Here is a 20,052-nt window from a genome sequence, read left to right on the forward strand (position 1 = left end):
TTAAAATAGTTTATAACGCAATCCTAAGAACATACGGATTCCTTGATTCGACGCATATACATAAGCTGGATCAAAGGTCAAGTTCGGATTTGCGGGATCTAAATTTTTATCAAACGGATCATTCGCACGCAAAATACTATTGGCTGCAGGCGTAAAATCTAATAAGTTTTTAACACCTCCAAAAATCTCGAGGTTGTTCGCGAAGGTTTTGGTAACCTGAATATTTTGGATACTGTACCAAGGCGACATGCGCGCTCTTGGATCATTAGCACCCAAAAGAGGTAATTCCATCGGAGCATATACATTCCCTGTATAATCGACTTTTACATCTAAGTCGGCAAACTTATACGACAAATTCCAAGTACCGCTAAAACGCTCTGTTAATAATTGACGTCTCTTTACTCCATTTTCTTTTACAGACACATCCATCAAAGTAGCTCCGGCAATCAACGACAAGCCATTAGTCCAATTGACATCTACATTCACAGAAACTCCTTTCGAAACTGAATTCCCTTCGAGGTTTCCGTAGATAATTTTACGAGTATCCGTTTCGTAATCCGGAATAATCTTATTATCGAAATAGGTATAAAAAGTACTCGCATCAATATTGATAATAGTATTGTTATCCGTGACAAATTTTTTCACGTAATTCACATTCGTATTCCACGAAGTTTCCGGCTTCAACTCTTCTTTAAATTCTAAAGTTCTAGTACCCGTAAGTGCAGCGTGATCTTCGGTAAACACATTTGCTACCCTAAATCCATTTCCTACACTAATTCGGATAACATCACGACTATCTTTTGAATTCCATTTGTAGTTCAGTCGTGGAGAAAAGATGTTTCCGTGTAAACTGTTGTGGTCGTAACGCACTCCTACTAATAATTTATTTCTCGGAGCTAGTGTAATTTCGTCTTGAGCAAACACACCTGGTAAATGAGTTATTGAAGGCTGATTGTTTAGTGTTGTTCCTGTAGCAGGCGTATTGTCGTCGTAATAGGTATACCTGTATGCAACCCCTAACAACACATCGTGACTTTTACCAAACTGCGTATCCCAAGTTAACTGTCCAAAACCAATGTACTGAGTAGCCTTGTAAAAGGTATCTCCGTAATACGAATTCTGATCGTGTCCATTGGCACTAAATTGTAAATTGATCTTCTCGTCTGTTGGCAATTGATAAGTCCCGAAGGTCTCCCATCTACTCGTGTAGATACTCTCACCATACACATCTCGGCCTCCTCGGAATTTTGGAGCCCAATTCATTTCTCCTCCCCAACGATCTTCGTATACATACCTCGCTCCAACAGTAAACAATCGGTTGTTTTTACGTGCAAAACTCAATTTATTAAAAATAGAGATACGATCCTGTAACGTAAGATCGGTAAAACCATCTTTATTATTATCAATAGGATTCTGATAATTAAAATAATTGATCCCAAGTAATCCGTTTACAGCACCGAGGTTATACTTTAACCCCAAGTCCGTATTTACCTCTCCCCACGAACTCGCAAATGTCTCGGCACTCAATTGAGGAGCCGCAGCTGGCTTTTTCGTGATGATATTGATAATTCCTCCTACAGCTTCTGAACCGTATAAAGTTGATGCAGGTCCTTTTACAATTTCCACGCGTTCAATTAGTGACTGAGGAATTCCTGTCAAGCCATATACCGTTGACAAACCACTAACTATCGGCATTCCATCAATCATAACAAAAGTATACGGCCCTTCCAAACCGTTGATATGAATATCCCCGGTATTACAAACATTACAGTTTACCTGAGGACGCACTCCATTGATATTTTGAAGTGACTCAAACAAGGAAGGTGCTGGATTCTTTTTAAAGAACACCGGTGAATACACTTCTACTGGCACAGGACTTTCCAAGCGCTTTACCGGCTTCATTGTACCTGAAACCACGACCTCATCCAAGGCAGAATGATCTTCTTGTAACGAAATGTTCACCTCCTGTACAGCTCCTTTTGTTAACCGTAACGTTTTTGTACGCGTTTTAAAGCCCATTAACGATACTACCAAGCGTTGCTTCCCCTCAAGAGGCATCTCTAAATAATAACGCCCTTGTGCATTGGTAGTTACTCCGTATTTACTCCCTTTAATATACACATTTGCCATTTCTAATGGCTCCCCGTTAAAACTAACCTTACCCTTAATTACAGTTTGCGCTAGCAAGCTATTTACTGCAAAAAACAATAGGAAAGCCCCTATATTTTTCATTTTATTTAAATTTAATTTTCGCAAATGTATATTATTTTTTTAGACATACCTAAAAATATGTTTATATTATACAAAATTCGTATGTTTGCCTCATATTTCAAACCCATGTTTAGTCAAGCAGAAGAAAATTACATTAAGACCATCTATCATTTAGAGGCGCTTTCAAGTAAAGGAATCAGCACCAATGCGATTGCTAAAAAACTCGACACCAAGGCTTCCTCAGTAACTGATATGATTAAAAAGCTCTCTGAAAAAGAAGTTGTACTCTACAAAAAATATCAAGGAGTGACCCTTACAGAGTTCGGTAGTAAAACGGCCGTATCAATTATACGCAAACACCGTTTGTGGGAAGTATTTTTAGTAAACAAACTCAACTTTTCGTGGGATGAAGTTCACGAAGTAGCCGAACAACTCGAACATATCAAATCGCCAAAGCTCATCGATGAGCTCGATGCTTTTTTAGACTTTCCAAAACGAGATCCTCACGGAGATCCTATTCCTGACAAAGACGGCAATCTTCAAATTATTGAAAAGAGTTTACTCGCCCAATTAAAAGTTGGTGATCGCGGTATTTGTATCGGGGTAGATGACAGCTCCTCTGAATTTTTACAATTTCTGGACAAGCAAGGTATCGCACTCGGAAAACAAATAGAAATTCTAGACAAAGAACCCTTTGACGGATCGCTTCAAATTAAACTAAACGAAAAGACCATTTCAATCTCAAACAAGATTGCAAACAATTTATACATTCAAATTGCTAAGGATTAACACATCCTTTTAATTAGTACCTATTACCATGAATACTTTAGATCAACTCATTGCTTTTTGCAAAGACCACCCTATACAAGGAGCCTTATACGCTTCATTGTTTACTTGGGGATTAACTGGGCTCGGAGCCTCACTAGTTTTTTTCTTTAAAAAACTTAACAGAGCCGTACTCGACGGTATGCTAGGTTTCACCGGTGGCGTGATGGTCGCTGCTAGTTTTTGGAGCCTATTAGCTCCCGCCATCGACAACAGTCCCGGGGAGGGATTTGTAAAAGTAATTCCATCAGCTGTTGGATTTGCTTTAGGTGCCTTAGCTTTGTTCGGTATGGACAAATGGCTCCCTCACCTGCACATCAACTTTAAAGACGACGAGGTAGAAGGTGTAAAAACCAACTGGCACAAAACAACCTTATTAGTTTTAGCGATTACCTTACATAACATTCCTGAAGGACTTGCTGTCGGTGTTCTCTTTGGTGCGGCAGCTACTATGGTAGGACCTGAGCAAACCGAAATGATTATCGCTGCTATTTCCCTAGCTATCGGAATAGGTATTCAAAACTTTCCGGAAGGATTTGCGGTAGCCATGCCATTGCGAAGACAAGGTGTAAGTCGATTCAAGAGCTTTTGGTACGGACAGCTTTCAGCGATAGTAGAACCCTTTGCAGCAGTTATTGGTGCTCTAGCAGTTTCTTTCTTCACACCAGTACTACCTTATGCATTGGCATTTGCAGCAGGAGCTATGATCTTTGTGGTTGTAGAAGAAGTTATTCCGGAAACGCAACGAGATAAGTACACGGACATTGCTACCCTAGGCTTCATCGGCGGTTTTATCGTCATGATGTCACTGGATGTGGGTCTTGGATAATAAAAATCTTACTTCGGTAAGATTTTTTTTTGCTCGAACACTACCTTTGCCAAGTCGTAAAAAAGCAGTACTTTCAACCTAATTAATTTTACACCGGTGCAACAAGCCTCTACCTTTACCGTTTACAATGCTTCTGCGGGAAGTGGAAAAACCTTTACACTCGTTAAGGAATACCTCAAAATCCTATTACAATCAGAAGATCTATTCATGTTTCAGCGCATCCTGGCAATCACCTTTACTAATAAGGCTGCCGGAGAGATGAAGGAACGCGTGTTAAAAAACTTACAGGAATTTGGCAATGAGGAAAGCAATGACTTGCTAACGCAAATATTAAAAGAAACCTCCTTAACGAAGGAGCACGTACAGCGAAAAAGCAAGAAAATAGTAGAGGTCATTCTGCAAAATTACGCGGCTTTCTCCATTACTACCATCGATAGTTTTACCCATAAAATTGTCAAAAGTTTTGCGTTTGATTTGGGGTTGCCTTTAAATTTTGAAGTCGAGATGGACGCCGTTTCCATGCTCGCACAATCGGTAGATTTATTGGTTTCAAAGATCGGTAGCGACAAAGACATTACTCGACTGCTCATCAAATTTGCACTGAGTAAAACTGACGAAGATAAATCGTGGGATATTTCGAGGGAACTGAACGATATTTCAAGGATACTCCTATCAGAAGACGATGCCAAGCACTTCCGAAGGCTCAAAACAAAATCCTTAGAGGACTTTACCATACTGCACAAGGAATTACAAAGCCAAAAAGTACAGCTTACTCATGACATCAAACAACTAGGAAGCATAGGACTAGCACTGATAGAAAGCCAAAACCTCGAACACAAGAACTTTATCAGAGCTACTTTTCCTAAATTTCTAGTGGACCTCAGTGAATTTTCAAAAAAATTCGACTACAAAAAACGAAGTGAAACTATTGATAAGGCTATAGCAGCCAACTCTTTTTACACCAAATCGGCCAGTCCGGAAGTAGTAGGAGCAATCGAAACTATTTTACCCGAGCTGATCAAGCTCTTTCAAACGAGCAAAGCCATTTACGGACAGCTCGTACTCTGTGAGCTCACCCTAAAGAGCATTATTCCGCTAGCGGTACTCAACCATATTAACAGTGAACTCAGCCACCTAAAAGAAGAACATAACATTCGACTAAATGCGGAATTCAATCAACTGATTTCCGACCATATCAAACAGCAGCCCACACCTTTCATTTACGAACGAATTGGACAGCGATTTACACATTACTTCATTGACGAAATGCAAGACACTTCCGTACTTCAATGGAACAATTTGATCCCACTTATTGGGAATGCACTCGCTCAAGAAGACAGCCAACTACTCCTAGTGGGTGATGGAAAACAAGCTATTTACCGATGGCGAGGTGGTAAAGCAGAACAATTCATCAACCTCGGTACCGGACAACGCTATACCAACAATCCTTTTTCTATTGAAAAAGAAACTAAAACACTCAGCACTAATTACAGAAGTTACAGTGAGATCATACAGTTTAACAACCAGTTCTTTCAACATGTTGCATCACTGCTCAACAACCCTGACTACCAAGAACTTTTTATCGATGGAAATCAGCAATTAGAAAACAAAAAGCAAGGCGGCTATGTACAACTAGACTTTGTACCCCCAGCTGCGCAGAGCGAAACACCAGAACTGAGATATCCGGAACGCGTTTTAGAACACATTCAGCAATTAAAGACAACCTACGACTTATCGGAAATCTGTGTGCTTGTTCGAAAAAAATCTGATGGAATTGCTGTAGCCAACTACTTAGCTCAGCACGAAATTCCAATCGTATCGTCAGAAACACTTTTGCTAGCCAGTAATGAAAAGGTTCGATTCATTACCAATATACTGCAGTGCATACTCTACCCTTCGGATAAGGAAACTCTTTTGGAAGTATTATTTTTCCTCTATCAGCACCTCAAAATCCCAGAAGACAAACACAGCTTCTTTTCAAGGCTTATTCGTTTGACACACCAAGAGTTTTTTGACGCTTTACAACCCTATAGTATTCAATTGGACTTGAGCTATTTTAATCAACTTCCTTTTTACGAAAAAATGGAAGAGCTCATCCGTGTATTCTCACTGAGCAACAACTCCGATGCCTACGTACAATTTTTCTTAGACACCGTATTAGAGCAACAGCGAAAGGATACCGACATCCAACAATTTCTGGAATTTTGGGAGCGCAAAAAGGAGAGTCTCAGTATAGTCGCTCCTGAAAATGCCAATGCTGTTCAGGTCATGACCATACACAAATCAAAAGGACTGGAGTTTCCCGTAGTGATTTTTCCCTGTGATTTAGACATTTACCAACAAATAAATCCTAAAATTTGGTTAGATCAACTTCCTCCTAGTTTTGGCGCTTTTAAAGAGATCCTCATTCCTTTTAACAAAGAGCTAAATTTTATTAGTGAACACGGAAAGCAGCGCTATGACTTTCAACGAGAAGAGCTCGAATTGGACAATTTCAATTTACTATACGTAGCCTTGACCCGTCCTGTAGAACAGCTCTATATCATCACTGAGAAGAGGATAGGAAAAACTGGAGAAAACTTGAATTATTACTCAGGGTTATTTATCAATTTCCTGAAACAACAGCAATGTTGGAATGACGAACAAACCTCTTTTGAATTCGGTACTCCCGAGCGGTTAAGCACGAAACCCAAAGAAAATACCAGTAATGAGGAACAGGAACTTTTTATTTCTTCTCCATGGCATGAGCACAATATACAAATGCTTGCCAGTGCCTCAAAACTCTGGGACACCAAACAAGAAGAAGCTGTAAAATTTGGAAACCTGCTGCACGAAATGCTCTCGAAAATTTTTATTCCTGAGGATATCACTCCTGTTGTTAACACCTATGAACAACAAGGATTATTCCTTAAAAGCACACGATCAAAAATTAAAGATAGTTTAGAAAAGATTGTCGCACACCCGCAACTTCAAGACTACTTTAAAGATGCAAATACTGTGTTTAATGAGCGAGAACTCGTTACTGTAGACAAACAAATTATCATACCCGACCGCTTGGTCCGCCACGGCGAAGGTGTTGTTATTATCGACTACAAAACGGGAAAGCCCTCAAAGCAATACCACCAACAACTTTTAAAATACGCACATGCACTGCAAACCATGGGGTACACTATTCACAAAAAACTCTTGGTATATATCGATGAAGAAATTTTGGTTGAAGAAATTTAACCCTGTACATTTGGCCTGCAAAACATCCAACTTAACATAAATACATTTAATATGTACGGAACTATAAAAGAACACTTACAAAAAGAGATCCAGGACATCAAAGATGCTGGGCTTTATAAATCGGAACGCATCATTACCTCGTCACAAGACGCCGTAATCAACATTGCTACAGGAGAACAGGTTATTAACTTCTGTGCCAACAATTACTTAGGTTTATCTAACAACCCAGAAGTTATACAAGCTGCTAAAGACGTTATGGACACGCATGGTTTCGGGATGTCATCAGTACGTTTTATTTGTGGTACGCAAGATATTCACAAGCAATTGGAACAAAAAATTGCAGAATTTTACCAAACAGAAGACACTATTTTATACGCTGCTGCTTTTGACGCCAACGGTGGGGTTTTTGAACCTTTATTAACAAAAGAAGATGCTATTATTTCAGACAGTTTAAATCACGCATCTATCATCGATGGGGTTCGTTTGTGTAAAGCTGCTCGTTATCGCTATGCCAACAACGACATGGCCGCTTTAGAAGAGCAACTCATCGAAGCGAACAAAAACAACCACAGGTTCAAAATTATTGTTACCGATGGTGTATTCTCTATGGATGGGATTGTTGCCAAACTCGATGAGATCTGTGATTTAGCAGACAAGTACGACGCCTTAGTGATGGTAGATGAATGTCATGCTGCAGGATTTATCGGTGCTACCGGTCGCGGTACCTTGGAACTCAAAAATGTACTCGGTCGTGTAGATATCGTTACTGGAACCTTAGGGAAAGCGCTCGGAGGTGCCATGGGTGGATATACTACTGGGAAAAAAGAAATTATCGAAGTATTGCGCCAACGCTCGCGTCCTTACTTATTCTCTAACTCGTTAGCACCTGCCATCGTAGGAGCTTCCTTAAAAGTCTTTGACCTATTATCGAACGACACTTCATTGAGAGATAAACTGGAATGGAATACTAATTACTTCCGTACTGAAATGGAAAAAGCTGGTTTTGACTTAGTAGGTGCTGATGCTGCCATAGTTCCAGTTATGCTATATGACGCGAAACTTTCGCAAGTGATGGCAGACAAACTTTTAGAGGAAGGAATCTATGTTATTGGGTTCTTTTATCCGGTAGTTCCCAAAGAACAAGCACGTATACGTGTACAGTTATCAGCGGCACATGACAAAGAGCATTTAGACCAAGCAATCCAAGCATTTATCAAAGTTGGTAAGGAGCTTAAAGTAATATAGATATAGGTCAAAAAACTTGCTTTTCTAGTAAGTTTTTGTAGATTTGTTTTTGTAAATAAGTTTTAACAACTTACATTTGCGTTGTATATAAACGAACTTTTAATTTAAATTTTTAATAATGAAACAATTAAAATTAGCTGTGATGGCTTTGTTTACGTTCGCTACAGTTGGAACGGTAAGCGCACAGGATTCAGACAATCCATGGGTAGTTGGTTTCGGAGTTAACGCGGTTGACTTTAGAATCCCAGAGAAATTTGGAGACTACGCAAAAGATTATATCGGTACTAGCGACTGGAACATCTTGCCATCAGTTTCAAGAATTTCTGTTGACAGATACTTAAACGATGGATTCTCATTACAATTAGCTGGTTCTTTAAACAAAATCGAAACTTTCCGTGCTGAGAACGACATGGATGAGCTTTACTGGGCTATCGATGCGAACGTTAAGTATGACTTAAACAACTTGTTTGGTGATACTGCATGGTTCGATCCTTATGTATATTTAGGGGGAGGTTACGCTAAGTTAGGTGACTTAGGTGAAGGAACTTTAAATGCTGGTGTTGGATTTAACACTTGGTTCAACGAGAACTTAGGTTTAAACTTCCAATCAGGAGCAAAGAAAGAATTTGCTGATAAAGTACAAGATCACTTCCAACACTCTATTGGATTAGTATTCAAGTTTGGAGGAAAAGATACTGACGGTGACGGAGTATATGACAAGGATGATGCTTGTCCAGAAGTTGCTGGTTTAAAAGAATTCAACGGATGTCCTGACGCTGACGGTGACGGGATCAAGGATTCTGATGACGCTTGTCCAGAAGTTGCTGGTTTAGCTGCTTTAAACGGATGTCCTGATTCTGACGGAGACGGTATCGCTGATAAAGATGATGCTTGTCCTACTAAAGCTGGATTAAAATCTTTAAACGGATGTCCAGATGCTGATAGCGACGGAATCGCTGACAACGCTGATAAGTGTCCTAACACTGCAGGTCCTGCTGCTAACAACGGATGTCCTTGGCCAGATACTGACGGAGACGGAGTATTAGACAAAGACGATAAGTGTCCTAACGTTAAAGGTGTTGCTTCTAACAACGGATGTCCTGAAGTTGTAATCAAGAAAGAGGCTATCAAGAAATTAAACGAGTTCGCTAAAGCAATCTACTTCAACTCTGGTAGAGCTTCATTTAGAAGAGGAGTTACTGGAAAATTAGATTTAATGGCTGAGATCATGAAGGAGTATCCAAAAGCTAACTTCAGCATCCAAGGTCATACTGATAGCGCTGGTAGAGAAGCTACTAACTTAAAGTTATCTAAGAAAAGAGCTAAGGCTGTTTTAGATTACTTAGTAAGCAAGGCTGGGATCGCTGCTAACAGATTATCATCTGAAGGATTTGGAGAGCAATATCCAATCGCTAGCAACAAAACTAGAGCTGGTAGAGCACAAAACAGACGTGTAGAGATCAAATTAGTAAAGTAATTTACGATCTATACTAAATAAAATCAAAGCCTCACATCACGTGAGGCTTTTTTTTGTGCTTTATTCTTAAAAATACTAGCAATCATTTTTAAAATTGCTATTAAAAAATTACCTTTGCACCTTGAAAAAATGAGTTAATACTCACTTAACAAATTAAATAACTTTAATTACATATAGTAATGTCTACAATAACAGGTAAAGTTTCTCAAATTATTGGTCCAGTTATCGATGTTGAGTTTAATACAGAAAATACTGAATTACCAAAGATTTATGATTCATTAGAAATTAAAAAAGCTGATGGGTCTACTTTAGTTTTAGAAGTTCAACAACATATTGGTGAAGATACAGTTCGTACAATCTCTATGGACGCTACCGATGGTTTGCAAAGAGGTCAAGAAGTAGTAGCTACTGGAAACCCAATTCAAATGCCTATCGGTAACGATATCTACGGTCGTTTATTCAACGTAACTGGAGATGCTATCGATGGACTTGGAGACTTACCAAAGACTGGTGAAAGCGGATTACCAATTCACCGTCAAGCACCAAAATTCGAAGAATTATCAACTTCTACTGAAGTACTTTTTACAGGTATTAAAGTAATTGACCTTATTGAGCCATATGCAAAAGGAGGTAAAATTGGATTATTCGGTGGAGCTGGAGTAGGTAAAACTGTATTAATTCAGGAGTTAATTAACAACATCGCAAAAGGACACGGAGGTTTATCTGTATTCGCAGGTGTAGGTGAAAGAACTCGTGAAGGAAATGACTTATTAAGAGAGATGTTAGAGTCAGGTATTATCAAATACGGAGATGACTTTATGCACTCTATGGAAGATGGTGGATGGGACTTAACGAAGGTTGATAAAGCTGGAATGAGAGACTCTAAAGCTACTTTCGTATTTGGACAGATGAACGAGCCACCTGGAGCACGTGCACGTGTTGCCTTATCAGGATTAACGATCGCTGAATATTTCCGTGATGGAGCTGGTGAAGCACAAGGAAAAGACGTACTTTTCTTCGTTGATAACATCTTCCGTTTTACTCAGGCAGGATCTGAGGTATCTGCACTTTTAGGACGTATGCCATCAGCGGTAGGTTACCAACCAACCTTAGCAACGGAAATGGGAGCGATGCAAGAACGTATTACTTCGACTAAAAAAGGATCGATTACTTCTGTACAGGCCGTTTACGTACCTGCAGATGACTTAACGGATCCGGCACCAGCAACTACCTTTGCCCACTTAGATGCTACCACAGTATTGTCTCGTAAGATTGCCGAGTTAGGTATTTACCCAGCCGTTGATCCATTAGATTCTACTTCTCGTATCTTAACTCCAGAAATCTTAGGAGATGAGCACTACAGCTGTGCACAACAAGTAAAAGAGTTATTACAACGCTATAAAGAATTACAAGATATCATCGCGATCTTAGGTATGGAAGAATTATCTGAAGAAGATAAGTTAGTAGTACACAGAGCGCGTCGTGTTCAACGTTTCTTATCACAGCCTTTCCACGTAGCTGAGCAGTTTACTGGTATTCCTGGAGTATTAGTAGATATCAAAGATACGATCAAAGGATTCAACATGATTATGGACGGTGAATTAGATAAATATCCTGAAGCTGCATTTAACTTAAAAGGATCAATTCAAGAAGCAATTGATGCTGGAGAGAAAATGTTAGCGGAAGCTTAAAAAACAAGTTATATATGTTTTTAGAAATCGTAAGTCCAGAGGCTATCTTATTTTCATCAGAAGTTGATTCTGTTACTGTACCAGGAATTAATGGAGATTTCCAGATGCTGAACAATCACGCACCGGTAGTTTCAATTTTAAGCCAAGGAACTGTAAAAGTTCACGTACATACACAAGATCACCTTGCATTTGATGATTTACACGGTAGCATCGAGAAGTTACCTGCTGATGATAAGATTTTAACCTTAGCCATCAAGTCAGGAACTATTGAAATGAAAGACAATAAGGTAATTATCTTAGCAGACTAAATTACCTAAGACTATATGAAAGAGCCAAACCATTCCCGGTTTGGCTTTTTTATTAAATCTACTTCACAGATTTTAGTTATCTTTGCACTACTATGAGTACAGTATTTTTATTTATTGGAGGTCCAGAAATTTTTGTCATTATCGCCGTAGTAGTCATGCTATTTGGAGCCGATAAAATTCCTGAAATCGCACGTTCACTCGGTAAAGGAATGCGTCAGATTAAAGATGCTACCAACGATATCAAGCAGGAAATTAACAACAGTGCCAAAAACCACGGCATTGACACTGATATCGTAAGTGATATTAACAACGAAGTTTCTAAGGTAAAGGAAAATATAGACGATTTAACGGGACCTATCAAAAGAAGCCGCTAAAACCCTTCGAGTGCTCCATTAACGTACTCTACTGATGGTTAAACCATCTCTAATAGGCAGTAATACCGTTTCCAAACGATCGTCTTCATTCAGGAGCTTATTATAAGCTAATAATACTTTCGTATCCTTGTCTTTAGGATCTAAGGGTTCTACTACCTTACCACTCCAAAGCACGTTGTCCGACAAAATAACCCCGCCCTTATTCATCAAAGGAATAATCATTTCCGCATAGTTCAAATAATTGGACTTATCTGCATCGATAAACACCAAATCAAACTTCGTGTTTAGGGTCGGAATGATATCCAAAGCAAAACCGATGTGTTGCTGAATTTGCTCGCTGTAATCAGATTTCTGAAAATACTTGTACTGTAGCTCTTCTAACTCCTCGTTTTTATCGAGTGTATGCAATACTCCACCTTCTTGTAAACCTTCCGCTAAACACAAAGCAGAATAGCCCGTATAAGTCCCTATTTCCAATATCGTTTTGGGTCTGATCAGTTTGGAAATCATAGAGAGCACCCTCCCCTGAAAAGCACCGCTCAACATACGCGGATTCAGTACCGTTTGCCACGTTTCTCGGGTTAACTGTCGCAGTAATTCTGGCTCAGATTGAGAGTGACGTACTGCGTATTCATCGATTGCTTCAGGTAAAAAGTGCATAATTTTATTTTTGGACAAAATTAAAAAAACGGAATTCATCTTTACAACAAATTCCGTTTCAATCTAACAAAAAATCAAAAAATGGTTTTTTTTGAAAAAACCTAAAAATATTGTTAACTAATTTCTTTTATCTTTTGTTTTAAAGCTAGTTTATCATCCTCTGATAAGCTAAACTTTTTAGATCTACATTCAACTGCTTGGTTTTTGTACACCTTGGTCAGAATTCCGTTCTGATGTGAGTACATCCTACATATTTTACATACTAAAATATGCCAATTCAGTTTTAATTTCTCTACAAAAGAAGCCTCACCATACTGTGCTTTGTCACAGATGGTCGTCGCTTCATCACAAGTTATTTTAAAGCTTTTAAACATAATTTACTTATTAAACCAGTTCTTTTCCATACAATTTCTGAGCTGGGTCCTCGCTCTGTGAATGATAACCCATAAGTTGGACGGGGTAATATCGAGTTCCTTACAAATTTCTTCCGTTTCAAACTCCTGAATCGTTTTCATCCTAAAAACCATTCCGTATTTTTCCGGAAGCGCATCAATACATCGGTCAATTTGGCTTTTGAGTTCTTGATTCTCAATCTGCTGCTCCGCCTGATTATTCCACGACTGAGGCACGCGTTCTTCTAACCAACTTCCTTCATTGTCCCCACTGTCGTAAAAGTTTACTTTTACTTCAGCTTGTCCTTTTTTTGAATTTATTTTTCGATAGTAATCAATTACTTTACGCTTTAATATCGATACTAACCACGTTCTCTCTGTTGATTTCCCTTCAAAATTCTTAGCCGATTTCAATCCTGCAAAAAATGTTTCTTGCACTAAATCTTTTGCTATGGCCTCGTTATTTACCCTTACTACCGCGTAATTAAACAGGTAATCAGCGTACATATCTACCCATTTGTCAGGGGATAAACTATATTTATTTTCGTTTGGGTTCATTGTGCCAAATATACATTAATTTTTATTTAGCGCGACATAGTAAATTCTACTTAAGCCATTTGGCTGGTCGCCTAATACTTTTAAAAAAGTTTTCATAGAAATGGCTTGGGAACGCTGCTTCCAAGGGGTGCTACGCGTCGATGTAAAATACAATCGTCCTGTTGCTGCGTCGTAAAAGGGACAGTAATCCGAATACTTAGAGTTAACTTCCGCTCCCAAATGCACTGCCGGTTGCCATACTCCGTCCTTTTTGACACTCCAGTACAAATCACCATTTCCTAAGTCTTCCTCACGACCATAAGACGTAAAAAACAGATTTTCTTCCGCAGGGTCAACATAGGCATTGTATTCGTATTTCTCCGAATTAATGGCCTTACCCAGAGAAAACGGTTTTTGATAGGCACCATTTTTCCATAGACTGCAATAAATATCTTCCTTTCCTTTCGTGTCTTCGGTATAGTTCGCCGTAAAATACAAGTTTCCACTGTTTGTAAGGACAGGATAAAACTCATCCCGATCCGTATTTATAGCATTCCCCAACCGTATGGGAGCAGACCACGGAGCTTTTGTATCAACGCGGTGGACATACCAAATGTCCATATCTTTTTTAGTCCCCCCTCCTACTGCTCTATTCGATACAAAAAACAGGCGCAGGCCATCAGGGGATAGCGAAGGCTCCAAGTCTTTAAACTTTCCGGAAAAGGCAACGATTTCAGGTGATGACCAGCCCTCTTTTTCCAAGTGGCTACTGGCTATAAACGAAATGTCCTTTCGGTAACTCTCAACCGTAAAGTACAATTCATCCTTGCTTTGCGACAGTGATAAATCACGTACCATTGGCAAGTTGTTAAACAACTCTTTCGCAAAGAGCACCGGACCTTGGGCCTGTACATTCATTACTAGCATGCACATCCCTATAAACCACAACTTCCTCATTAATTATCGTTTGATTGACACCCTTGACGCTTTCTCATATCTACCAAGTAAATAATTTCCCAGCGGCCATTGTTATTAAATAACTGAAAAGAATTGGCGCCACAATGACTAAACTTACCATTAAAATAGAATTCATAAGGGGTCCAAACAGCAGCTAAATTACCGTCGATCTTAATGTCATATCGCAATAACTTTTCGAAATAAACGTCCTTGGGTTTTTTACTTGCAATTGCACGCAACAAACTCGTTCGCGATTGCGTTTTAAGTTGCTTCACTCCTGACTTATCCGTAAATGTCGTTTGAATCTTGATCTCTTTGTGCAAGGTTTTTGCAACGATGCTACTATCTCCTTTATGCAAACCTTCAAAAAAGCGTTCAATCGTATTCTTTATTTGCACTTCTTCTTTGTTCTCTTGTGCATGGCCAGCTAACACCAGCATCAGTGCTACAATTAGGGTACTTATTTTTTGCATAAAATTTGAGTTTGGTGAGCTAAATCTAATGAAATTATAACAGTAAAAAATATAATTAACAGAAGATTAACGGGGGAAATATCGATGGAATTTGACTATTTTTACCACACCCAAAATTCAAAAACTAATGTCAACAGCAAAAAAACAATATAAGAGAGTTACGGTAAAATCATTGGTAGAGATGAAAGCGAACAAGGAAAAGATTTCAATGCTTACCGCTTACGATTATACCATGGCCAAGATAGTAGATGGTGCCGGAATCGATGTAATTCTTGTAGGTGACTCTGCTTCAAACGTGATGGCTGGACACGAAACTACCTTACCAATCACACTCGATCAGATGATCTATCACGCGAGCTCAGTTATCAGAGCAATTCACAGGTGTTTGGTGGTGGTCGATTTACCTTTTGGAACCTATCAAGGAAACTCAAAAAACGCCTTAGATTCAGCCATTCGCATTATGAAAGAATCAGGAGGGCACGCTGTAAAACTCGAAGGAGGAAGTGAAATTGCAGAGTCGGTATCGCGAATTTTAACCGCGGGAATTCCCGTCATGGGACATTTAGGGCTCACTCCACAGTCTATTTATAAATTCGGAACCTATACTGTTCGCGCTAAAGAAGAAGCGGAAGCAGCTAAGCTTAAAGAAGATGCTAAGCTCTTAGAACAACTCGGGTGTTTTGCTTTAGTACTGGAAAAAGTACCCGCAAAACTCGCTCAGGAAGTCGCTGAAAGCTTAACCATTCCCGTGATCGGAATCGGTGCCGGTGGTGGTGTAGACGGGCAAGTACTCGTTACCCATGATATGATTGGAATGACACACGAATTTAGCCCTCGTTTCCTTCGTAGATACTTAGACTTGTACGCCGAAATGACCAAAGCCTTCCAAAATTACATCAGCGATGTAAAATCATTGGATTTCCCGAATGAAAATGAACAATACTAAGCAGCGAACTGCAATGAAAGTTTTACATGTCGACAGCAACCACCCAGTACTCTTACAAGAACTCCGCGACTACGGATTTCAAAATGACGAAGCGTACCAAGAATCAAAAGAATCCATCATGGAACGCATTGCCGATTACGATGGACTCATTATTCGCAGTCGTTTTACCATAGACCCTACCTTTCTCGATTGCGCTACGAAGCTCAAGTTTATAGGGCGCGTAGGTGCTGGTTTGGAAAATATAGATACAGACTATGCCGCTCAAAGAGGTATAACACTGATTTCAGCTCCTGAAGGGAATAGAAATGCCGTTGGTGAACACACCTTAGGGATGTTATTATCGCTGTTTAATAAGTTAAATAAAGCCGATAGAGAAGTCCGCAATGGGCAATGGCTACGCGAAGCAAACCGCGGTATTGAACTAGACGGAAAAACGGTGGGCATCATCGGGTACGGAAATATGGGAAAAGCTTTTGCTAAAAAACTCCGTGGTTTCGACGTAACTGTTCTGTGTTACGATATCAAAGCAGGTGTTGGTGATGAGAACGCTCAACAGGTGTCATTAGAAGCGCTTTTTCAAGCGACGGATGTTTTGAGTTTACACACCCCTCAAACTCCTCAAACCAAGCATATGATTTCTGAATCTTTTATACAGCGTTTTCAAAAACCATTTTGGCTACTGAACACCGCTCGCGGGAGTGCCGTAGTGACCTCTGATTTGGTTTCGGCCTTGCGCAAGGGGCAAATTTTAGGCGCCGGATTGGACGTGTTGGAATACGAAAAAAAGTCTTTTGAAAATTTATTTATCAAAGAAAGCATGCCACCGGCCTTCGATTACTTGGTCACTGCTGACAATGTGCTACTCAGCCCGCATGTAGCTGGATGGACCCATGAGAGTAATGTAAAGCTCGCTCAAACCATCGCCTCAAAAATCAAAGAAAAATTTTAGTAACTTGTAGCTTCCTAATTCACAACCCATGAAATACGAAGCTACAAGTCCAGAAGATTATATTTCACAAGTACCTTCGGAGCGACAAGCAGCGCTCCGTAAACTTCGTGAAACCATACGTACCAATTTACCTGAAGGATTCGAAGAAGGCATCCAATACGGGATGATTGGGTATTACGTTCCTCATAGCCGCTATCCTAAAGGATATCACTGTAATCCTAAGGAGCCACTGCCCTTTATGAACTTTGCCTCGCAAAAAAACTCTATAAACCTATACCACAGTGGCCTTTACGCGGTGCCAGAAATTCACGATTGGTTTGTAGCGGCCTACCCCCAACACTGTAGTAGGAAACTAGATATGGGCAAGAGTTGTGTTCGATTCAAAAAAATTGATGACATTCCTTATGCACTTATAGGGGAGTTGGTTAGAAAACTCACTCCTGAACAGTGGATTACTATTTACGAAGAAAACCTCGCAAAACACAAAAAATGAAAAAAGGAAGAATAACAGGGATTGGAGGCGTCTTTTTTAAAACCGACGATCCAGCAACCACCAAAGCGTGGTATCAAAAACACCTCGGACTTCCGGTAGACGACTGGGGCTGTACGTTTTGGTGGCAAGATCATGCCGGAAACAAGGCTTCCACCCAATGGAGTCCTTTTCCTAAAAACACTGCGTACTTCGAACCTGGAAAGCAAGAATTCATGATCAATTATCGCGTTGAGCACCTCGAAGAACTCCTTGAAGATTTGCGTAGTCAAGGTGTACAGGTACTCGATAAGCGAGCGGAATACGAATATGGGAAATTTGCCTGGATACTAGATAACAACGGAACTAAAATTGAACTTTGGGAACCCAAAGACGAGGCATTTTTATAATATTTTACGTTATTTGTAAAAAGAAAATTTAAATGGAAATACTAGACAACAACGGGAATCCTATCCCACAACAGGAAAGTAAACGAATTTTAGCAGGAATAATGGGAATTCTTTTCGGGTACTTTGCCATTCACAAATTCATTTTAGGCTATACTAAGGAAGGCATTATTCAAATTGTTGCCAACATCTGCACCTGTGGTTTAGCAACGATCATTCCTTTTATCGAAGGAATCATCTATCTGTCAAAATCTGATCAAGAATTTATAGCGACCTATCAAAACAATCACAAAGGCTGGTTTTAAACTGAGCTTTCACCATACAAAAAGAGCAAGTTGCCCAAAACTTGCTCTTTTTTTATGACCGTTATTGATGTGTGTTAAGACACTTTTTGCAAGCGCAAATCACTCATGCGCTCTTCAAAAGTTGTTTGTTTAACCGGTGCTACCACCTGTTCAAAAAGTGACATCAATTCTTCTGAATGCTTATCAGCTGAAAGCTGTAACAAATTATAATACACAAAAGAACTCCACATCACGGCCTTGAGTTCCGTTTTATCTTCATTCCACATTTTAATTTCTACCAACAACTTCTTTTCGTTAAAGTGGATTAACTGAGTTGTTACCGTCACCGTTTCCATTAATAAGGCCGGACGTACATAGGCAATCTGATGAGACGCCACCACCCAACTCCTTCCGGTTTTCTTCCCGTGAGCATACACGTCCAAATCGTAGTGCTGTAACACCTGGTCCTCACGCGCATTGATCAAATAATTAAAATACGCTGCGTTGTTTAAATGATTAAAAGGATCACAGTCTTGAAATCTTATTTTCGTCTTGCTTTCTAAAATTTTCTTCAATTCCATCGTTATTTCTTATTTTAAAATATACCAATCGGTATATTTATGATTAAAAAAATTTACTTCTTTAATTCTTTGTGAATCATATCGGTCATGGCTTGGGCAACTTCCGTCAAATAATTTTTATCCTTCATAATATAGGTCATGTACACTGCTCCCTCTATCATATAGAAAAAACGCCTTGCGTACAGCATGGCATCCGCTGATTCCACGACTACCCCTTCTTGAACACCACGTTCGATCAATGCGCTAAACTTGTCGAGAATTCGCTGGTTATAAGTTCGTACCAAATCTCCTATACCTGTTTTTTGATGTTCAGAATCCACTCCGATATTCAAAATCGGACATCCACCAAACTCTTTACTATACTCGTAGTAATCCAAGTAAAAATCAGCGATCTTTAACAACATTTCCAAAGAATTCTCTCCTTGGTTTACGACGGCGTTTAACTGCATAAAAAAGCGTCGAATAGAATACCTATAGGCTTCCATAGCCAATTCTTCTTTATTTCCGAAATGACCGTAAATAGCCCCTTTGGTTAAGCCGGTCGCTTCCGTAATTTTCGATAAACTCATGGCCGCATAGCCATTTTTATTAAAAATCGGCGCTACGGTCTCAATGATAAATGCTTTTGTTCTTGCTGCCTTCGACATTTGATTCAATTCCAGTCAAATATACAAAAATATACCACTTGGTATATTTTTTATTGACAATTTTTACACAACCCAATTAACAATACCTTGGCCTCTTCCACTTGAAAGTCCATAGCTTCCAATGCAGGAATGGCGACCTCAACGCAGGAAACTTCGCCACAACTGCGACATTGACGGTGCACGTGTTGATCGTGATGTGCCTCTTTAGAGCACTTCGAATGACACATGGCATAGTACATCGTCGCATCATTTCCCAAAACGGAATGAACCTCTCCTTCATCTTCTAACCGAGTCAATACACGATAAATAGTTGTTTTATTAAAGCGTTCCGAAAAATGATCGACTAATTCAACGGCACTAACCGCGGTACTTTTATTCCCCAAATAGGCACGAATTGCCTGTAACGAAGCTGTTTTTCTCATATTTCATCAAATTTTGTTCGTTCTTCAGTAACAAAAATAACAAAAACTATTGGTAGCTACTCTAGGAAAATACTTCCACCTTAAAAAGAAAAGAGTGCCGTGGAAACGGCACTCTTCTAGACAATAAAAAAATTGATTAA

The 20,052-nt window shown here is 39.5% G+C and carries 22 protein-coding genes; 13 read left to right on the plus strand and 9 right to left on the minus strand.

What is annotated here, in order from left to right:
• Complete coding sequence (locus ACKTS5_RS18390) at positions 1-2,232, minus strand: TonB-dependent receptor (RefSeq protein WP_408045354.1); 2,232 nt, start codon at positions 2,230-2,232, stop codon at positions 1-3.
• A 105-nt stretch (positions 2,233-2,337) separates the two neighbouring features.
• Here ACKTS5_RS18390 and ACKTS5_RS18395 point away from each other — a divergent pair, with 105 nt between their 5' ends.
• The 8 genes from ACKTS5_RS18395 (at position 2,338) to ACKTS5_RS18430 (ending at position 12,188) form a co-directional block, all read left to right on the plus strand.
• Entirely contained in the window at positions 2,338-3,000 is a 663-nt protein-coding gene (locus ACKTS5_RS18395) for a metal-dependent transcriptional regulator (protein WP_408045355.1), read from the plus strand.
• 28 nt (positions 3,001-3,028) lie between these two features.
• Positions 3,029-3,865, plus strand: a complete 837-nt coding sequence (locus ACKTS5_RS18400; protein WP_408045356.1) for a ZIP family metal transporter — start codon at positions 3,029-3,031, stop codon at positions 3,863-3,865.
• Between the two features lie 96 nt (positions 3,866-3,961).
• Positions 3,962-7,093 carry a UvrD-helicase domain-containing protein gene (locus ACKTS5_RS18405; protein ID WP_408045357.1) on the plus strand — a complete coding sequence of 1,044 codons (3,132 nt, stop codon included), beginning with the start codon at positions 3,962-3,964 and terminating at the stop codon, positions 7,091-7,093.
• A gap of 51 nt (positions 7,094-7,144) precedes the next feature.
• Positions 7,145-8,338: a glycine C-acetyltransferase gene (kbl, locus tag ACKTS5_RS18410; RefSeq protein ID WP_408045358.1), complete on the plus strand. Its 1,194-nt coding sequence runs from the start codon at positions 7,145-7,147 to the stop codon at positions 8,336-8,338.
• 118 nt (positions 8,339-8,456) lie between these two features.
• Positions 8,457-9,815, plus strand: coding sequence for an OmpA family protein (locus tag ACKTS5_RS18415; protein ID WP_408045359.1), 1,359 nt, complete (start codon positions 8,457-8,459; stop codon positions 9,813-9,815).
• 179 nt (positions 9,816-9,994) lie between these two features.
• Positions 9,995-11,506 (plus strand): F0F1 ATP synthase subunit beta, encoded by a 1,512-nt coding sequence (gene atpD / locus ACKTS5_RS18420; RefSeq protein ID WP_408045360.1) that lies wholly within the window; start codon positions 9,995-9,997, stop codon positions 11,504-11,506.
• 14 nt (positions 11,507-11,520) lie between these two features.
• Entirely contained in the window at positions 11,521-11,814 is a 294-nt protein-coding gene (locus ACKTS5_RS18425; protein ID WP_408045361.1) for a FoF1 ATP synthase subunit delta/epsilon, read from the plus strand.
• Between the two features lie 92 nt (positions 11,815-11,906).
• The gene (locus tag ACKTS5_RS18430; RefSeq protein ID WP_408045362.1) at positions 11,907-12,188 is read left to right on the plus strand and encodes a Sec-independent protein translocase subunit TatA/TatB; all 282 of its coding nucleotides are present in this window, start codon (positions 11,907-11,909) and stop codon (positions 12,186-12,188) included.
• Between the two features lie 18 nt (positions 12,189-12,206).
• Here ACKTS5_RS18430 and ACKTS5_RS18435 read toward each other — a convergent pair whose 3' ends face one another.
• The 5 genes from ACKTS5_RS18435 to ACKTS5_RS18455 all read right to left on the minus strand — a co-directional run bounded on the left by ACKTS5_RS18435 (position 12,207) and on the right by ACKTS5_RS18455 (position 15,207).
• Entirely contained in the window at positions 12,207-12,848 is a 642-nt protein-coding gene (locus ACKTS5_RS18435; protein ID WP_408045363.1) for an O-methyltransferase, read from the minus strand.
• A 113-nt stretch (positions 12,849-12,961) separates the two neighbouring features.
• On the minus strand, positions 12,962-13,222 hold the full coding sequence (locus ACKTS5_RS18440) for a hypothetical protein (RefSeq protein ID WP_408045364.1): 261 nt from the start codon (positions 13,220-13,222) through the stop codon (positions 12,962-12,964).
• A gap of 3 nt (positions 13,223-13,225) precedes the next feature.
• The gene (locus ACKTS5_RS18445) at positions 13,226-13,798 is read right to left on the minus strand and encodes a sigma-70 family RNA polymerase sigma factor (RefSeq protein WP_408045365.1); all 573 of its coding nucleotides are present in this window, start codon (positions 13,796-13,798) and stop codon (positions 13,226-13,228) included.
• A gap of 15 nt (positions 13,799-13,813) precedes the next feature.
• Entirely contained in the window at positions 13,814-14,734 is a 921-nt protein-coding gene (locus ACKTS5_RS18450; RefSeq protein WP_408045366.1) for a TolB-like translocation protein, read from the minus strand.
• Positions 14,734-15,207: a nuclear transport factor 2 family protein gene (locus tag ACKTS5_RS18455; RefSeq protein WP_408045367.1), complete on the minus strand. Its 474-nt coding sequence runs from the start codon at positions 15,205-15,207 to the stop codon at positions 14,734-14,736. The genes ACKTS5_RS18450 and ACKTS5_RS18455 overlap by 1 nt, the downstream gene beginning before the upstream one ends.
• Positions 15,208-15,334: 127 nt before the next feature.
• On the opposite strand from ACKTS5_RS18455, the gene panB reads away from it, so the two are divergent.
• The 5 genes from panB to ACKTS5_RS18480 are packed head-to-tail and all read left to right on the plus strand — an operon-like array spanning position 15,335 to position 18,283.
• Positions 15,335-16,153, plus strand: a complete 819-nt coding sequence (panB, locus tag ACKTS5_RS18460; protein WP_408045368.1) for a 3-methyl-2-oxobutanoate hydroxymethyltransferase — start codon at positions 15,335-15,337, stop codon at positions 16,151-16,153.
• A gap of 13 nt (positions 16,154-16,166) precedes the next feature.
• Complete coding sequence (locus ACKTS5_RS18465) at positions 16,167-17,102, plus strand: 2-hydroxyacid dehydrogenase (protein ID WP_408045369.1); 936 nt, start codon at positions 16,167-16,169, stop codon at positions 17,100-17,102.
• 28 nt (positions 17,103-17,130) lie between these two features.
• Positions 17,131-17,595: a DUF1801 domain-containing protein gene (locus ACKTS5_RS18470; RefSeq protein WP_408045370.1), complete on the plus strand. Its 465-nt coding sequence runs from the start codon at positions 17,131-17,133 to the stop codon at positions 17,593-17,595.
• On the plus strand, positions 17,592-17,981 hold the full coding sequence (locus ACKTS5_RS18475; RefSeq protein ID WP_408045371.1) for a VOC family protein: 390 nt from the start codon (positions 17,592-17,594) through the stop codon (positions 17,979-17,981). The genes ACKTS5_RS18470 and ACKTS5_RS18475 overlap by 4 nt, the downstream gene beginning before the upstream one ends.
• A 32-nt stretch (positions 17,982-18,013) precedes the next feature.
• Positions 18,014-18,283: a TM2 domain-containing protein gene (locus ACKTS5_RS18480; RefSeq protein ID WP_408045372.1), complete on the plus strand. Its 270-nt coding sequence runs from the start codon at positions 18,014-18,016 to the stop codon at positions 18,281-18,283.
• A gap of 74 nt (positions 18,284-18,357) precedes the next feature.
• On the opposite strand, the gene ACKTS5_RS18485 is transcribed toward ACKTS5_RS18480, so the two are convergent.
• From ACKTS5_RS18485 to ACKTS5_RS18495, 3 genes are read right to left on the minus strand one after another with little or no spacing between them, the layout of a single operon-like run.
• Positions 18,358-18,843: an acyl-CoA thioesterase gene (locus ACKTS5_RS18485; RefSeq protein ID WP_408045373.1), complete on the minus strand. Its 486-nt coding sequence runs from the start codon at positions 18,841-18,843 to the stop codon at positions 18,358-18,360.
• Positions 18,844-18,896: 53 nt separating this feature from the next.
• Positions 18,897-19,490, minus strand: coding sequence for a TetR/AcrR family transcriptional regulator (locus ACKTS5_RS18490; RefSeq protein ID WP_408045374.1), 594 nt, complete (start codon positions 19,488-19,490; stop codon positions 18,897-18,899).
• A gap of 50 nt (positions 19,491-19,540) precedes the next feature.
• On the minus strand, positions 19,541-19,912 hold the full coding sequence (locus tag ACKTS5_RS18495; RefSeq protein WP_408045375.1) for a Fur family transcriptional regulator: 372 nt from the start codon (positions 19,910-19,912) through the stop codon (positions 19,541-19,543).
• Positions 19,913-20,052 lie beyond the last annotated feature (140 nt).

It is taken from the genome of Tenacibaculum litopenaei (assembly GCF_964514025.1).
GTDB classification, from domain to species: domain Bacteria; phylum Bacteroidota; class Bacteroidia; order Flavobacteriales; family Flavobacteriaceae; genus Polaribacter; species Polaribacter litopenaei.

Excerpts from the sequence above, each read along its gene's own strand:
- ACKTS5_RS18440 (WP_408045364.1), bottom strand. The coding sequence starts at position 13,222 with ATGTTTAAAAGCTTTAAAATAACTTGTGATGAAGCGACGACCATCTGT.
- ACKTS5_RS18445 (WP_408045365.1), bottom strand. The coding sequence starts at position 13,798 with ATGAACCCAAACGAAAATAAATATAGTTTATCCCCTGACAAATGGGTA.
- ACKTS5_RS18395 (WP_408045355.1), top strand. The coding sequence starts at position 2,338 with ATGTTTAGTCAAGCAGAAGAAAATTACATTAAGACCATCTATCATTTA.
- ACKTS5_RS18430 (WP_408045362.1), top strand. The coding sequence starts at position 11,907 with ATGAGTACAGTATTTTTATTTATTGGAGGTCCAGAAATTTTTGTCATT.
- ACKTS5_RS18495 (WP_408045375.1), bottom strand. The coding sequence starts at position 19,912 with ATGAGAAAAACAGCTTCGTTACAGGCAATTCGTGCCTATTTGGGGAAT.
- ACKTS5_RS18485 (WP_408045373.1), bottom strand. The coding sequence starts at position 18,843 with ATGGAATTGAAGAAAATTTTAGAAAGCAAGACGAAAATAAGATTTCAA.
- ACKTS5_RS18480 (WP_408045372.1), top strand. The coding sequence starts at position 18,014 with ATGGAAATACTAGACAACAACGGGAATCCTATCCCACAACAGGAAAGT.
- ACKTS5_RS18415 (WP_408045359.1), top strand. The coding sequence starts at position 8,457 with ATGAAACAATTAAAATTAGCTGTGATGGCTTTGTTTACGTTCGCTACA.
- ACKTS5_RS18475 (WP_408045371.1), top strand. The coding sequence starts at position 17,592 with ATGAAAAAAGGAAGAATAACAGGGATTGGAGGCGTCTTTTTTAAAACC.
- ACKTS5_RS18435 (WP_408045363.1), bottom strand. The coding sequence starts at position 12,848 with ATGCACTTTTTACCTGAAGCAATCGATGAATACGCAGTACGTCACTCT.
- ACKTS5_RS18425 (WP_408045361.1), top strand. The coding sequence starts at position 11,521 with ATGTTTTTAGAAATCGTAAGTCCAGAGGCTATCTTATTTTCATCAGAA.
- ACKTS5_RS18450 (WP_408045366.1), bottom strand. The coding sequence starts at position 14,734 with ATGAGGAAGTTGTGGTTTATAGGGATGTGCATGCTAGTAATGAATGTA.
- ACKTS5_RS18455 (WP_408045367.1), bottom strand. The coding sequence starts at position 15,207 with ATGCAAAAAATAAGTACCCTAATTGTAGCACTGATGCTGGTGTTAGCT.
- ACKTS5_RS18490 (WP_408045374.1), bottom strand. The coding sequence starts at position 19,490 with ATGTCGAAGGCAGCAAGAACAAAAGCATTTATCATTGAGACCGTAGCG.
- ACKTS5_RS18470 (WP_408045370.1), top strand. The coding sequence starts at position 17,131 with ATGAAATACGAAGCTACAAGTCCAGAAGATTATATTTCACAAGTACCT.
- panB (WP_408045368.1), top strand. The coding sequence starts at position 15,335 with ATGTCAACAGCAAAAAAACAATATAAGAGAGTTACGGTAAAATCATTG.
- kbl (WP_408045358.1), top strand. The coding sequence starts at position 7,145 with ATGTACGGAACTATAAAAGAACACTTACAAAAAGAGATCCAGGACATC.
- atpD (WP_408045360.1), top strand. The coding sequence starts at position 9,995 with ATGTCTACAATAACAGGTAAAGTTTCTCAAATTATTGGTCCAGTTATC.
- ACKTS5_RS18465 (WP_408045369.1), top strand. The coding sequence starts at position 16,167 with ATGAAAGTTTTACATGTCGACAGCAACCACCCAGTACTCTTACAAGAA.
- ACKTS5_RS18390 (WP_408045354.1), bottom strand. The coding sequence starts at position 2,232 with ATGAAAAATATAGGGGCTTTCCTATTGTTTTTTGCAGTAAATAGCTTG.
- ACKTS5_RS18400 (WP_408045356.1), top strand. The coding sequence starts at position 3,029 with ATGAATACTTTAGATCAACTCATTGCTTTTTGCAAAGACCACCCTATA.